This window comes from Flagellimonas onchidii, assembly GCF_004804315.1.
Taxonomy (GTDB): Bacteria; Bacteroidota; Bacteroidia; order Flavobacteriales; family Flavobacteriaceae; genus Flagellimonas; species Flagellimonas onchidii.
In genome coordinates this window covers 64,533-78,373 of sequence record NZ_SRXX01000006.1, presented here as the reverse complement: position 1 = coordinate 78,373, position 13,841 = coordinate 64,533, and the positions used below count along the sequence as shown (strand labels likewise).

The window sequence follows — 13,841 nt, the reverse complement described above, 5'->3', positions numbered from 1 at the left end:
TCAGTAGTCTTCTAGCAATAAAAGATATACATTTTTTGAGGCACTACCGTATGATAAGAAGTCATTTTTATTTTCTGGGGTAGGCTGAAAATGTTTCAGCGTGGTAATATTGTTAGGAATGTTCTTGCGATATTTTTCTTTGATTACCTTGAGCCCTTCACTAATGGAGTCTACAAGCTGACTTGTTGTTGCAAAAACGATGAGGTTCGAAGGTAACTCATCCAATTTTTTTTCTTTGATTTGATTGGAACACACCAAAATGGATCCATTATGGGCAATTAGATGCTCGCAGGTGGTAAAGAAAATGTTACTTTCCTTTCTCTTTTCGGTAAACTCAATTTTTTCAGATGCGAAACGACTTTTTAACCTAGGGTCTAGTATATAGAAAAGGTGATTTTGCCAATCGTTTTCAGATACAATATTTTTTAGTGCTTCTGAGATTTCCGATTCATTTTCACAATAGATGAACTTACCACCATTCTTTTTGAAGTAAATGGTAAATTTTTCATCTACAGGAATTTTTAAATCGGGCATATGTTCCCCACGGGTTTCCAATGTTTCTTTAGAAACCTTTTTGCCACCTCCAAAAAGTTTGTCAAAAACTCCCATTTCGGTTTCTCAAGAATAGTTTTCTATTTTGGGGTATTGTGAAAACATTCAATCTTACTCTGCAGTTTCCTTTTCCTCTTCTTCTTCCGGCTCCTCTTTTTCGAAAGGTCGCTTTCCAAAAATCTTTTCTAAATCATCTTTAAAGATAACTTCTTTTTCCAACAACCTATCTGCAAGTTCCTTTAATTTATCCTTGTTTTCATCCAAAAGCTTGATAGCACGTTGATATTGCTCTTCGATGATCTTAGAAATTTCCTCATCTATTTTTTGAGCGGTTTCCTCACTGTAGGGCTTTGTAAAACCATATTCGTTTTGCCCCGATGAGTCATAGTAGGTGATATTGCCCAGCTCATCATTAAGACCATAGATTGTGACCATGGCACGTGCCTGTTTGGTGACTTTTTCCAAATCACTTAATGCTCCGGTGGATATTTTGTTGAAAACCACTTTTTCCGCTGCTCTACCACCCATGGTAGCACACATTTCATCAAGCATTTGTTCTGGGCGAACGATTAATCTTTCTTCAGGCAAATACCAGGCAGCACCCAATGATTGTCCTCTTGGTACAATGGTGACCTTGACCAGGGGGGCGGCATGCTCTAACATCCAACTAACGGTTGCATGTCCTGCCTCGTGATAGGCAATGGTCTTTTTCTCCTCTGGAGTAATGATTTTGTTTTTCTTTTCGAGTCCACCAACAATCCGGTCAACCGCATCTAAGAAATCCTGCTTAGTAACCGCTTTTTTCTCTTTACGGGCAGCGATAAGTGCCGCTTCGTTGCAGACGTTGGCAATATCAGCACCTGAAAAACCTGGGGTTTGCTTCGCTAAGAAATCAAGGTCTAAAGTCTCTGCAGTTTTAATAGGACGAAGATGTACTTCAAAAATTTCTTTCCTTTCCCTTAAATCAGGAAGGTCCACATAAATCTGACGGTCAAAACGACCGGCTCGCATCAATGCTTTGTCCAATACATCGGCACGGTTTGTGGCAGCCAAAACAATTACGTTCGTATTGGTGCCAAAACCATCCATTTCGGTCAAAAGTTGGTTCAAGGTGTTTTCACGTTCGTCATTGGAACCTGTGAAATTGTTTTTGCCCCTTGCCCTACCAATGGCATCGATTTCATCAATAAAAATTATGGATGGTGATTTATCCTTGGCTTGTTTGAACAAGTCTCTTACTCGAGAAGCACCCACACCTACGAACATTTCAACAAAATCGGAACCGGATAGCGAGAAAAACGGAACTTTGGCTTCACCTGCAACGGCTTTGGCCAAAAGGGTCTTACCCGTTCCAGGAGGGCCTACCAAAAGGGCCCCTTTTGGGATTTTCCCCCCTAAAGAGGTGTATTTATCTGGGTTTTTAAGAAATTCTACGATTTCCTGCACCTCTTCCTTTGCTCCTTCAAGCCCGGCCACATCTTTAAAAGAAGTGCGGGTATCGGTTTTTTCATCAAAAAGCTTAGCTTTTGATTTTCCAATATTGAAAATCTGTCCACCTGCACCACCTCCAGCACCACCTGACATCCTTCTCATCAAATAAATCCAGATACCTATTATCAAAGCAAATGGTAACAATGACAGTAATAGTTCACCTAACACATTGGATTCCGTGTCAAACTCAACAATGGTGTTCAGATTGTTTTCGGCTTTGATTTCGTCAATCTCGTTCTGAAATATCTGCAGGTCCCCATATTCAACAATATATTGTGGTACGGCACTGGTTGCAGGAATGAGAGGCTTTTCACTTACTTTTTTATGAACTTCCTTTTGGAGGGCGGCTTCGGTAAGAAATACCTTGGCCTGACCTATATTCTTTATGACGATGATTTTTTCGATATCGCCATTTCTAAGATATTCTTCAAGTGCTGAAGTCGTAGTTTTTTCCGTATTGGAAAAACTGCCTCCACCAAGGAATTGAAATCCTATAATTAAAGCTATTACCACACCATAGATCCACCAAGAACTAAAACGCGGTTTTTTAGGGGTATTCGAATTGTTTTCTTTTGCCATTTTTTAAGAATTGTAGCTGCTTTCCACCATGGTTACTTTGGCATCGCCCCAAAGTCCTTCAATGTCGTAGAATTCTCTAATGTGTTTTTGAAATACATGTACAACAACATTTACATAATCCATCAAAACCCATTCTGCATTTTCTGAACCTTCAACATGCCAAGGTTTATCTTGGATGGCCTTGCTAACGGTTTTCTGGATGGATGAGACTATTGCGTTTACATGCGTGTTGGAAGTACCGTTGCAGATTATAAAGTAGTCACAAACTGTATTTTCTATTTCCCTAAGATCTAGTAGATTGATATCTACTCCTTTAACTTCTTCAATCCCGTGTAAAATTAAGGCAATCAGTTCATCTGCACTAGCTTTCGTTTTCTGCATTCAAAAATTTTAGTTTCTACAAAGTTATATTTTTTTTGTTTTCTTAGCCCTAGAATTTAACATATCATTGGACGTACCACATTGGGAGAACTATCACAAATAATCAAACTTGATGCCACTGACTCTACAAATCTGTATTTAAAAGATTTATTGTTGTCTGCCAAACTTAGGGATTATACGGTTGTGGTGACTAAAAGCCAACAAAAGGGTAGAGGGCAAATGGGAGCTAGTTGGCAATCGGAATCAGGTAAAAACTTGACTTTTAGTGTGTTGAAAAGGTTTGAAGCTCTGCATATCGACCAACAATTTGTGTTGAACATAGGAGTTTCCTTGGCTGTTTATGAAACGCTAAAAGAAATGGGAATTCCAGTTTTGAGGGTAAAATGGCCCAACGACATTATGTCAGGTGCCTCCAAGATATGTGGCATATTGATTGAAAACATCTTGAAGGGAAAGCATATTCAAAGTTCTATAATTGGTATTGGACTTAATGTAAACCAAACTTCATTTGAAAATTTAGATAAAGTAGCCTCGTTGAAATCATTGACTGGACGGTTTTTTGACTTGGATGAAGTTTTGTCAAAATTGTTGGAAAAACTACGGTTTTATTTAGAGGGTATTGAAACCAAAACGGTCATCCAACAATTACCCGCTTATGAAAACCTATTGTTCAGAAAGGATAAGCCTTCTACCTTTAATGACAGGTATGAGCAAACGTTTATGGGATTTATCCGAGGTGTGTCACCCGAAGGGAAGCTTAGGGTTGAACTTGAGGATAGTCTATTAAAAGAATTTGATCTTAAGGAGGTGTCGCTCTTGTATTAAAAAATCTTGTCCATATTGACCGAAAGCGTTTCCATAAAGTTAGTTATGGGAGATTTTATCATCATGGCCATCATAGCATTGAATTCTCCTTCAAAGCTTAAGGCTATTTCACTTTCCGAATCTCCCAAGGCTGTGATGTCACCTGTCAGCGTAAATGGCAGTTTGTCACTGGCCGCACCCAAAACCACTTTGCTGTTTGGAACTTGTTCTTTTAGTCTTAAGACTATTTCGGGCATTCCTTTAAGGGCAAATTTGAATGTGATATCGTCCAATACTTCAAATTTGTCAATATTGTCAGGCATAAGCGTTTCGAAATTTTTGATATCTGTCAAGAAATCAAAAACTTCTTTGTCACTTTTAGCTACTTTTTTGGATGGAGTTTCAATATGCATTTTGTTCTATTGTTTCCATTGTTGCGGATTGGTCTTCCACTCCAATAGGGTTTGTTGATGGGATTCTTTGATATAGCTGGTCTCAGCGGCTTGTTCTATTAAGTGGTCATAATCGGAAAGTGTGTTCAGGGTAACCCCTTCCGATTCAAAATTGGCGGTCGCTACTGAGAATCCATAAGTGAAAATAGCCACCATACCCTTTACATTTGCACCCTGTTCCTTAAGGGCTCTAACTGCATTTAAGCTACTTTTTCCTGTGCTGATGAGGTCCTCGATGACCACAACATTTTGACCTGATTCCAGCTGCCCTTCAATTTGGTTTTGTCTGCCATGCGATTTAGGCTCCGGTCTTACATATATAAAGGGAAGTCCCAATGCTTCCGCAACCAAAATCCCTATTCCGATGGCCCCTGTGGCCACTCCGGCAATAACATCTGGTTTGCCATAAAGGGATTCTACCTGATTTGCCATTTCTTCCCTAACAAAATTGCGTATTTCGGGATAGGAAAGCATAATTCTGTTATCACAATAGATTGGTGATTTCCATCCAGAAGCCCACGTAAATGGATTTTCTGGTTCCAACTTAATTGCATTAATTTGCAGCAAAAGTTCGGCAGTTTTTCGTGCGGTATCTTTGTTTAAAACCATTGCGCAAATGTATAAAGTTTTTGTTAATGAGTCTCCACTCATTTTAACAAATGAGCGTCAAGATAACTCAAATGGAAACCTCTTTTCGTTAGATGGGGATTCCATATTGATGGCTATAGATTCACTTTCTAAAGGAAGGCTAAAAGAGGCTTATATCTACCATCCAGATGAGGAGAAAATCTTGGATGTTTTTATGCATAAAATCCCTGTTGTGGTGGCGGGAGGTGGATTTGTTACCAATCCAAATGGCAAAGTGCTATTTATCTACAGAAATAATAAATGGGATTTACCCAAGGGGAAGGTAGACAAGGGTGAATCCATTGAGAAGGCTGCAATTCGTGAAGTAGAGGAAGAAACAGGTGTGAAAGACCTTGTAATTGATAAGTTTCTTCGTACAACCTACCATGTTTTCAAAAGAAACGGAGAATATAGATTAAAACAAGTACACTGGTTTTCAATGTACACTACCTATAATGGAAAGTTGGTGGGGCAAAAAGAGGAAGGTATTGAAAAGGTAAAATGGAAAGGCCAGAAAAAAATAAAGAAAGCCCTTGAAAACTCTTATCACAACATCAAAGTATTATTTGAAGGCTGGCTCATTCCAGAAGAATAGCTTCGGCGCGGCTGCCTTTGGGAATTCGATATACCGGATACCTCATATAAGCCTTTTCACGGTATTTAGACCTTTGGTATACCCAATCCAACTGTGCATACCAATCTTTTGCAAATTCCTCATCCAGTTCTTTTTTGAGCAAAAAATTACCTCGAAGCGTAGAGTCCTTTTTCAGGATATCCAAAGCAATATCTTCAAAAACATAGGGAGAAAACCCTTCTTTTTGCTGCAAAATCATATCAAAGAAATTCCAGTTAAAAAAAGAATCAGGGCCTTGCGGTTCTAAAGTTTCCAATAAATATCGGATTCCTGGCTGACTTGTTGGCACTATATAGTCCCCTGCTTGGAAATTTATATTTAGGTTGTTTTTTTTGAGCTGGACATTGGAGTGTGAATAATGACCCTCATAAGGATTTTTCCTAGTGTCAAAGTCTAATATGTGGTAGGATTCGACCAATAGAGAAGTGTCTTTTTCCAAAATAAAGTACTCTATTTCATTGGGCACGAGCCTTTCCATAACACTTTGCCAACTTTGAGGAATCACATAAGCGGCTGGTACAATCACCGTATCCTGTGGGAAGTAATGGTTGTAGTAAACTGTTTCACGAGTAAAAGGTCGGTCTTTGTCGTATTTTAATCTTTCAAGCCCTGTTACCTCACTGGTTAATTGCTCAGCTTCGTACCCTTTAAAATTGAGCTGGGAATATTGGGTGGTGTCTAACTGCCAGTTAAAAGGGTATTGGTCGAGTACAAGGTTTTCCTCGAAGGTCTGTTTTCTGAGTTTTCGAATAGTTTCATATTCTTTTTCCACTACATCCATAACACTTTCCATGAACTCATAGGTCCCTTCAACCCTTTGTTTGTAAGGTTTGAGCATATGTGTTTCCACCATGAGTCCCAAAGTGTTCCAAAGTGCAGTGTAACCTGTGGAATACCTTGGATAATCCATAAACTGACTAAAACCCAGCTCGGGAGGACGGTTAAATACATTTACATAAGGGGTTATGTCCCAATCCTTTTGCTCCAAGGATTTTTCAACCTGGGGTTTAAATTCTTTTTCGAGATAAACCCCAAGTTTTCCGCCTAGTTTATTGTGTTGTGTAAATAAATGGGTTAACGTGTATTGATAATCGGCCCCATTGCTTACGTGATTGTCAACAAAAACATCGGGCTGTACCAGATGAAAAATCTGGGAAAACGTCTTTGCATTTTTGGTGTCCATCTTAACAAAATCCCTATTGAGGTCATAATTGAGCGCATTACCCCTGAATCCGTATTCCTTGGGTCCGTTTTGGTTGGCCCGAGTATTTGAATTTCGGTTAAGGGCGCCTCCAATATTATATATAGGAATGGTAACCAATACAGTATTTTTTGGATGCGGCAATTTTTTGGTTGCTAAATCCCTGTAAAGTAACATTGTGGCATCGATTCCATCGCTTTCTCCCGGATGTATTCCATTGTTGATTAGAATGATTGCCTTTTTTTCTCTTAAACGTTCAAAATTGAAGTCTCCATCGGGATTATAAGTGACCATATGCAATGGATATCCACTATCGGTCTCTCCTATGGTCTGAATATTTATTTCGGGAAAATCCTTAGCGAGTTTGATATAAAAATCTATGGTTTCCGGATAGGTCGCAGTTTCCGTTCCATTCGAAGCCTCATAAAAGGTTTGATACGAAACAATTTCATCTTGTGTTTTTGTTTCACACGATAACAAAAACAATAGAATGGCGGGGTAAATAAAATATTTCAATCGTTGGCGTAACTGGTTAAAAACTAAAGGAAAATATATTTTCCCTAAGATAAAAATAGGAAATATTACGTGAACGATGTGATATTCATTCGGTTAAGGTCAGTTACCTCTATTTTATAGATGGGTTTGTTTCTGAAATTTAGATAATGCCAACATTTGAGCCTAAAGTCGTTCCACTTTTGGTAATCTGAAGGATCTATGGATGATGTTATTACATTAATAATTATCTTTTCCTTAAGGTCTAGAGTCACAAATTCATCCAAGAATTCCCATCCATCCATTATGGGCATATTTATATCCAGAAATATTACCTCTGGAGCGGATATCCCAGCACTAATACGCTCTTGTAGTCCGTCCAAAGCTAATCTACCATTTTCAAAAGTTTCAATATTGTTGCATTTTACTATGGTCTTGAGCATTTTTTTTATGCCGAATACCGTAATATGATCGTCGTCTATTATATAAATACTATTAATTTCTTTCATTTACCCCTATCACAGTGTTATTGATTCTCCTCATTAAAATAAACATTGAAAGTAGTGCCAACCCCGACTTCGCTGTTGACGGTAATATTGCCTCCCATGGCCTCAATCTGATTTTTGATTATATAAAGTCCCAGCCCACGGGCATCCTTATTGTTATGAAAGGTTTTGTACATGCCAAAAATCTTGTTGCCGTATCGATTTAAATCTATTCCAAGACCATTATCGGAAATACTGAAGATAACACTGTCCTCTTGTTTTTTTGCGGTAAGAGAAATTACAGGATGTGCATTAGTTTTTCGGTATTTAACCGCATTAGTTACAAGATTCAGTACGATACTTTCTAAATATGCTGGAACACTTGGAACTGTAAGGTCGTCAGGAACTGAATTAATGAATTCTACTTTGTTTCTTTCCAAAAAAGCGGAAAGATTTTGTTGCACCTTGATAATACTTTCATTGAGGTTCATGGATTTTTTATCCATATTGATGTTGGTGCTTATGTCTACAACTTCGTTTAAGTTTTCCAGTGTTTCCAAAAGATTGTCTGAAGCGTACGAAAGCATTTTCATAATACGTTCCCTTTCGGAACCGTCTCTTTCCTTTATTAGAAAATCTAAGAGCATGGAAAAATTGGCTGTATGGGACCTTAAGTTGTGGGAAACAATATGAGCAAAGTTGATGAGTTTTTTGTTTTGGACTGCGGTAACGTTGATCAAGTTCCGTAGTTGATCTTCCTTTTGTTTCATATGGGTGATATCCATACTCATACCGATCAATCCATAAACCTTGCCATTCATATCCAAAAGAGGAATTTTGGAGGTAAGGAAGTTGGTAATGCTTCCATCTTTTCTTACGTTGATGGTTTCTTGTCCAAGCATGGGCTTTAAAGTCCGCATTACCTCTAGGTCCTCATCCCGAGATATCTGCGCAACATCTTTATCGTAAAGATCAAAATCTGTTTTTCCAATGAGGTCCTTTGGTTTGAGCCCCAGATATTCACATTCTGATTTATTGACAAGTATTTTGCGTGAGTTTTTATCCTTGATGAAGACATTTAATGGAAGATTATCAATCAAAGTAGTTAGCAACTGCTCACTTTCCCTAGTCTTGTTTTCCGCTACTACGTGCTCATTAACATCTTGAAACGTACCAAAAAGTTTGACAACTTTCCCATCTTTTTTAATGGCTTTTCCACCGGCCGCAACCCATCTTTCTTTGCCATCATGGGTGATAATGACCAATCTTTCACTAAACGGAACCCCCTTTTCCAAAAGATTATGAAAAAGCATTGAAATTCTATTTCGACTGTAGCCTTGTTTGTAAAACGCGATTCCTTCATTTACATTGGGGACATAAGATTTTGGAACTCCGTGAATTCTTTTGGTCATATCGCACCAAGTAATTTTGTCTTGGGCTATATCGTATTCCCAACTCCCCACTTTAGCCACTTCCGATTTGGCCTTCAATAAAGTATTCATTCTTTTGAGCTCGGCATCTTTAATAGCTTCTTGGGTGATATTGTTGGTTTGTATAATGGTGCCCAAAAGATTTTCTCTTTCATCAAACCAGGGTGTGAAAATACTTTCGTACCATACATCTTCAGAATTGTCTATGTTCTTGTGCCTAAGTTTATGGGTTTTATCTCCCTTCAAACAACGCTTTAAGTCATCAAAATGAAATTCAGAATGCGAAGCGAAAAGTTTATAGACCTCTGAACCCATTGAGTTCTCTTGGATTGCATCGAAATTATGAATCCAAGAATCTGAAGCTGACACTAAAATGTGGTCGTTATCCACAAATGCAGTCGGCTGCGGCAACTGTTTTATGAGGTAGGGGTAGGGGAATTTTTTAATTGCTTTCAAAAGTAGGCTGATTTGAGGTTAAAATTCTTTTACATAAGAAATTTCTTACTAAAATATGAGTATTGCCTAACTTGACTCAGATATTGTTGTGAATAGACTAAAATATGTTGTTTTGTCGACGAACGGTATAGTTGTGTAGATGGGTTTTGGAAAAATGGGGACAGAAAATGCTATTCCTCTTATCCTTTGTTTTGCGATTTGACCACCACAGTATTTGGTACCAAACCTGAATAATCGCCTCCGTTTCTAATTACATCCCTAACAATGGAGGAGCTTATATAGGATTTGCCAGAGGAGGTGAGCAAGAAAACCGTTTCTATTTCGGAGAGTTTTCGGTTGGTATGCGCTATAGCCTTTTCAAACTCAAAATCCCCTGGATTTCGTAAGCCTCTTAATATAAAATCCGCTTTAACCTTTTTGCAAAAATCTACTGTAAGGCCTTCATAGGTAACTACTTTTATTTTGGGCTCGTTTTTAAAGGCTTCTTCAATAAATGTCTTGCGTTCCTCTAGGGAAAACATGTATTTCTTATCCGCATTGATTCCGATGGCAATCAAAAGCTCATCGAACAAAGTTATTCCTCTAGTGATTATATCGTAGTGGCCCAAGGTAAGGGGGTCAAATGAACCAGGGAAAATCGCACGCCTCATCGGTGGAAAGTTTTTCTAAAAATACAGATTTCTACGGTATACATGCTTCAATAGCACTACCAAATAATTCTTCAAGCGATATCCCTGCAACTTTTGCCTGTTGCGGCAAAATACTTTCTTCGGTAAGTCCTGGTGTAGTGTTCACTTCCAATAAATGAGGTTCATCGCCAATAAAGATAAATTCACTTCGACTATAGCCCTTAAGGCCCAAAACCCTATAAATCTGTTTTGCCAGCTTGGAAACGTTTTCTTGTTGGATTTTTGAGATTCTTGCTGGGGTAATCTCCTGGGACTTTCCTTCGTACTTGGCTTCAAAGTCAAAAAAATCATTTTCAGAAACGATTTCAGTAATGGGCAGTACAGTGATTTGATTCTTATAGGTGATTACGCCTACGGAGACTTCGGTTCCATCCAAGAACGACTCAATAATAATTTCCGTATCCTCGGAAAAGGCATTGTCTATAGCGGCATCCAAATCTTTTTTTTCATATACCTTGCTGATTCCATAACTACTTCCAGCTTTATTAGCCTTAACAAAACATGGGAGCCCTACTTTTTCGATGATCGCCTCTTTATCGACAATGTCTCCTTTGTTCAAATAATACGAGGTTGCGCAGCGGATACCATAAGGCCTTAACACACTCAATAAATCCCTCTTGTTGAATGTAAGTGCTGCTTGATAATGCTCACAAGACGTTTGCGTAATACCTAACAGCTCAAAATAGGATTGCAGTAGGCCATCTTCTCCCGGAGTGCCGTGAATAGCATTGAATACACAATGAAAATAGATTTTGACGCCATTCGGACTTATACTGAAATCTGATCTGTCTACAGGGAATTCCTTATCATTTTCATCCAAGTATAACCATTTCTCTTTTTCAATGACAATGCGGTAAGACTTGTATTTTTTCCTATCCAGATATTTGTGGACCACATTTCCACTTTTTATAGAAATATCATGCTCACTGGAATGACCACCCATGATGACGGCAATGTTTTTTTTCATCAGCTTATCGAATCACTTAGCCAAAGTAAAGAAAAAAGGACTGGCTTTCCTATATTTGTTCAGATAAGGTATTGTGCATGAAACATTTTTTTAACTTCCTTAGAAGTCGGGTATTTCTTATCCAAATTGGATTGGCACTTGTGGTGACCATACTCATTGTTTTTTTGATTTTGAACTGGTTGAAAAGTACCACCAATCATGGTGAGTTTGTAGAAGTTCCCGACTTCGCGAAAATGTCGGTTATGGACATGCGTAAAGCTGTTGAGGATGCAGGATTGCGATATCAGGTTTTGGATTCTTCAAATTACAATCCTGATTATCCAAGGTTCTCAATTTTGGAGCAAAACCCAAGCGCGGGCAGTAAGGTAAAATCCAATAGAAAAATTTATTTCACCGTCAATCCTTCAGGGTATAAAAAAGTAACGGTTCCCGATATCATTCAAGTCACTCAAAGAAATGCCACTTCTATGCTTAGGGCCGTGGGGTTGGAAGTTCAACGTGTTTCTTATATTAATGAATTGGGCAAAGACATGGTTTATAGAATGAAGTATAAGGGCAAGCACATCAAACCTGGTGACAAATTGCCAAAGACTTCTAAAATTGAATTGGTCTGTGGAAACGGAACTATCCCTGGAAGTGCACGAGTACAAGCTGACTCCCAGTAATCATGGATTCAACCGAAAACCAAGAACCCTCACAGGAAGAACTTTTTGAACACCATAAATTTATTGGGGCCAAAGGACAAGAGCCCCTTCGGGTGGATAAATTTTTGATGAACTTTATTGAAAACGCTACCCGAAACAAAATTCAACAAGCCGCCAAGCAGGGCCACATCTGGGTAAATGATGCCATCGTAAAGCAAAATTACAAGGTAAAGGCGGGGGATGAGGTCAAAGTAATGTTTGAACATCCTCCCTACGAATTTTTACTGACCCCCGAGGACATTCCTCTAGATATAGTTTATGAGGATGATACGTTGTTGGTGGTAAATAAACCTCCTGGCATGGTGGTACATCCAGGTCATGGAAACTATTCAGGAACATTGATTAATGCTCTGGTTTATCACTTTGATAATTTACCTTCTAATAGCTCAGAAAGACCAGGATTGGTACATCGGATAGATAAAGACACCTCGGGACTTTTGGTCATTGCCAAAACAGAAGCTGCTATGACCCACCTGGCTAAACAGTTTTTTGAAAAAAGTAGTGAGCGGGAATATCTGGCATTGGTATGGGGAAATGTAGAAGATGATGAAGGCACCGTCGAAGGGCATATAGGGCGAAATCCAAAGAATCGTTTGCAAATGATTGTTTTTCCTGAAGGAGACCAAGGCAAGGAAGCGGTTACCCATTACAAAGTCATTGAACGATTGGGTTATGTTACTTTGGTGTCTTGTAAGCTTGAGACAGGAAGAACCCATCAAATAAGGGTCCACATGAAATATATTGGGCATACTCTTTTTAATGATGAGCGCTATGGCGGCGATAAAATCTTAAAGGGAACCACCTTTACAAAATATAAGCAGTTTGTGGAGAACGCCTTCAAAATACTACCCAGACAGGCACTACATGCCAAAACGTTAGGATTTGAACATCCTGTGACCGGTGAATTTATGCGATTCGATTCAGAGCTTCCCGAGGACATGGTAAATTGCATCGAGAAATGGCGTTCTTACGCGAAGCACAACGATCAATAGATTTCTTCAATCTTTGAATTGAAAACACCTTTGGCAAGAAATTGCCAAAAGTCCGATTACATCACTATTTTTACTTAAAATTAGTTTTCATGAAGATTGTAATCTCTCCAGCCAAGTCACTCGATTTTGAAACAGCATTGCCAACAGCTCGATATAGTCAGCCCCAGTTTTTGGAAGCATCCGAAAAGTTGAATGCCGTTTTGGTCAAGAAAAAACCAAAGGCACTCTCAAAATTGATGTCCATTTCCGATAATTTGGCAGAACTTAATTGGCAACGAAACCAGCAATTTTCAACCCCTTTTACCCAAGACAATGCCCGACCGGCTGTATATTCATTCAATGGCGATGTGTACCAAGGTTTGGATGCCTATACCATTCCTGAGAATAAGCTTGACAAATTACAAGATACCCTTCGGGTTCTCTCAGGACTTTATGGTATATTAAAACCTTTGGATTTAATTCAACCTTATCGCTTGGAGATGGGAACCCAACTAAAAGTAGGTCGAAAGAAAAATCTTTATGAGTTCTGGAAAAAGCAATTAACGGACCATCTAAATACGGAATTGGAAGATGGAGAATTGTTCATCAATCTGGCCAGTAATGAATATTTTGGGGCAGTTGATGAAAAGACATTGAAGGCTCCCGTAATCACCCCCATCTTTAAAGATTGGAAAAATGACAAACTAAAAGTCATCAGTTTCTTTGCGAAAAAAGCCCGGGGTTCTATGGTTCGCTATATTTTGGATAAGGATGTAAAAACCATGGAAGAACTTAAGGGATTCGATTACGATGGGTATTTGTTCAGTGCAGAACATACCTTAAAACAAGATCAGCCCGTTTTTGTTCGTTAACAACTTGTCCCGAACCATTGATGTTAGGTTTGTGGACTCCCCATTATAAATTGT

Annotated in this window: 15 protein-coding genes; 5 read left to right on the top strand and 10 right to left on the bottom strand. The window is 38.7% G+C overall.

Going from position 1 to position 13,841, the window contains the following annotated elements; genetic code table 11:
* The 3 genes from E4661_RS08065 to rsfS are packed head-to-tail and all read right to left on the bottom strand — an operon-like array spanning window position 1 to window position 3,003.
* Window positions 1-609 (bottom strand): LUD domain-containing protein, encoded by a 609-nt coding sequence (locus E4661_RS08065; RefSeq protein WP_136466324.1) that lies wholly within the window; start codon window positions 607-609, stop codon window positions 1-3.
* Window positions 610-663: 54 nt separating this feature from the next.
* Window positions 664-2,622, bottom strand: a complete 1,959-nt coding sequence (ftsH, locus tag E4661_RS08060; protein WP_136466323.1) for an ATP-dependent zinc metalloprotease FtsH — start codon at window positions 2,620-2,622, stop codon at window positions 664-666.
* A 3-nt stretch (window positions 2,623-2,625) separates the two neighbouring features.
* Window positions 2,626-3,003, bottom strand: coding sequence for a ribosome silencing factor (gene rsfS, locus E4661_RS08055; RefSeq protein ID WP_136466322.1), 378 nt, complete (start codon window positions 3,001-3,003; stop codon window positions 2,626-2,628).
* An 81-nt stretch (window positions 3,004-3,084) separates the two neighbouring features.
* Here rsfS and E4661_RS08050 point away from each other — a divergent pair, with 81 nt between their 5' ends.
* Window positions 3,085-3,828: a biotin--[acetyl-CoA-carboxylase] ligase gene (locus E4661_RS08050; RefSeq protein ID WP_136466321.1), complete on the top strand. Its 744-nt coding sequence runs from the start codon at window positions 3,085-3,087 to the stop codon at window positions 3,826-3,828.
* On the opposite strand, the gene E4661_RS08045 is transcribed toward E4661_RS08050, so the two are convergent.
* On the bottom strand, window positions 3,825-4,220 hold the full coding sequence (locus tag E4661_RS08045; RefSeq protein WP_136466320.1) for an SRPBCC family protein: 396 nt from the start codon (window positions 4,218-4,220) through the stop codon (window positions 3,825-3,827). The genes E4661_RS08050 and E4661_RS08045 overlap by 4 nt on opposite strands.
* A gap of 6 nt (window positions 4,221-4,226) precedes the next feature.
* Window positions 4,227-4,868: an orotate phosphoribosyltransferase gene (gene pyrE / locus E4661_RS08040; protein WP_136466319.1), complete on the bottom strand. Its 642-nt coding sequence runs from the start codon at window positions 4,866-4,868 to the stop codon at window positions 4,227-4,229.
* Between the two features lie 7 nt (window positions 4,869-4,875).
* Between pyrE and E4661_RS08035 the strand changes: the two genes are divergently transcribed.
* Window positions 4,876-5,481, top strand: a complete 606-nt coding sequence (locus tag E4661_RS08035) for an NUDIX hydrolase (RefSeq protein WP_136466318.1) — start codon at window positions 4,876-4,878, stop codon at window positions 5,479-5,481.
* Here the strand turns inward: E4661_RS08035 and E4661_RS08030 are convergent.
* From E4661_RS08030 to E4661_RS08010, 5 genes are all read right to left on the bottom strand, one after another.
* Window positions 5,465-7,237: a M14 family metallopeptidase gene (locus tag E4661_RS08030; protein WP_136466317.1), complete on the bottom strand. Its 1,773-nt coding sequence runs from the start codon at window positions 7,235-7,237 to the stop codon at window positions 5,465-5,467. The two genes, E4661_RS08035 and E4661_RS08030, sit on opposite strands and share 17 nt — an antisense overlap.
* Before the next feature lie 65 nt (window positions 7,238-7,302).
* Window positions 7,303-7,722: a response regulator gene (locus E4661_RS08025; RefSeq protein WP_136466316.1), complete on the bottom strand. Its 420-nt coding sequence runs from the start codon at window positions 7,720-7,722 to the stop codon at window positions 7,303-7,305.
* Between the two features lie 17 nt (window positions 7,723-7,739).
* A complete protein-coding gene (locus E4661_RS08020) occupies window positions 7,740-9,584 on the bottom strand; it encodes a PAS domain-containing sensor histidine kinase (RefSeq protein WP_136466315.1) in 1,845 nt (614 codons plus the stop codon).
* Between the two features lie 179 nt (window positions 9,585-9,763).
* Complete coding sequence (gene coaD / locus E4661_RS08015; RefSeq protein ID WP_136466314.1) at window positions 9,764-10,234, bottom strand: pantetheine-phosphate adenylyltransferase; 471 nt, start codon at window positions 10,232-10,234, stop codon at window positions 9,764-9,766.
* Between the two features lie 31 nt (window positions 10,235-10,265).
* Window positions 10,266-11,240 carry a D-alanine--D-alanine ligase gene (locus tag E4661_RS08010; protein WP_136466313.1) on the bottom strand — a complete coding sequence of 325 codons (975 nt, stop codon included), beginning with the start codon at window positions 11,238-11,240 and terminating at the stop codon, window positions 10,266-10,268.
* Window positions 11,241-11,317: 77 nt separating this feature from the next.
* Between E4661_RS08010 and E4661_RS08005 the strand changes: the two genes are divergently transcribed.
* The 3 genes from E4661_RS08005 (at window position 11,318) to yaaA (ending at window position 13,787) form a co-directional block, all read left to right on the top strand.
* Entirely contained in the window at window positions 11,318-11,905 is a 588-nt protein-coding gene (locus E4661_RS08005; RefSeq protein ID WP_136466312.1) for a PASTA domain-containing protein, read from the top strand.
* A 2-nt stretch (window positions 11,906-11,907) separates the two neighbouring features.
* Window positions 11,908-12,936 (top strand): RluA family pseudouridine synthase, encoded by a 1,029-nt coding sequence (locus E4661_RS08000; RefSeq protein ID WP_136466311.1) that lies wholly within the window; start codon window positions 11,908-11,910, stop codon window positions 12,934-12,936.
* An 89-nt stretch (window positions 12,937-13,025) separates the two neighbouring features.
* Window positions 13,026-13,787 (top strand): peroxide stress protein YaaA, encoded by a 762-nt coding sequence (yaaA, locus tag E4661_RS07995; RefSeq protein WP_136466310.1) that lies wholly within the window; start codon window positions 13,026-13,028, stop codon window positions 13,785-13,787.
* The last annotated feature ends 54 nt before the right edge of the window (window positions 13,788-13,841 follow it).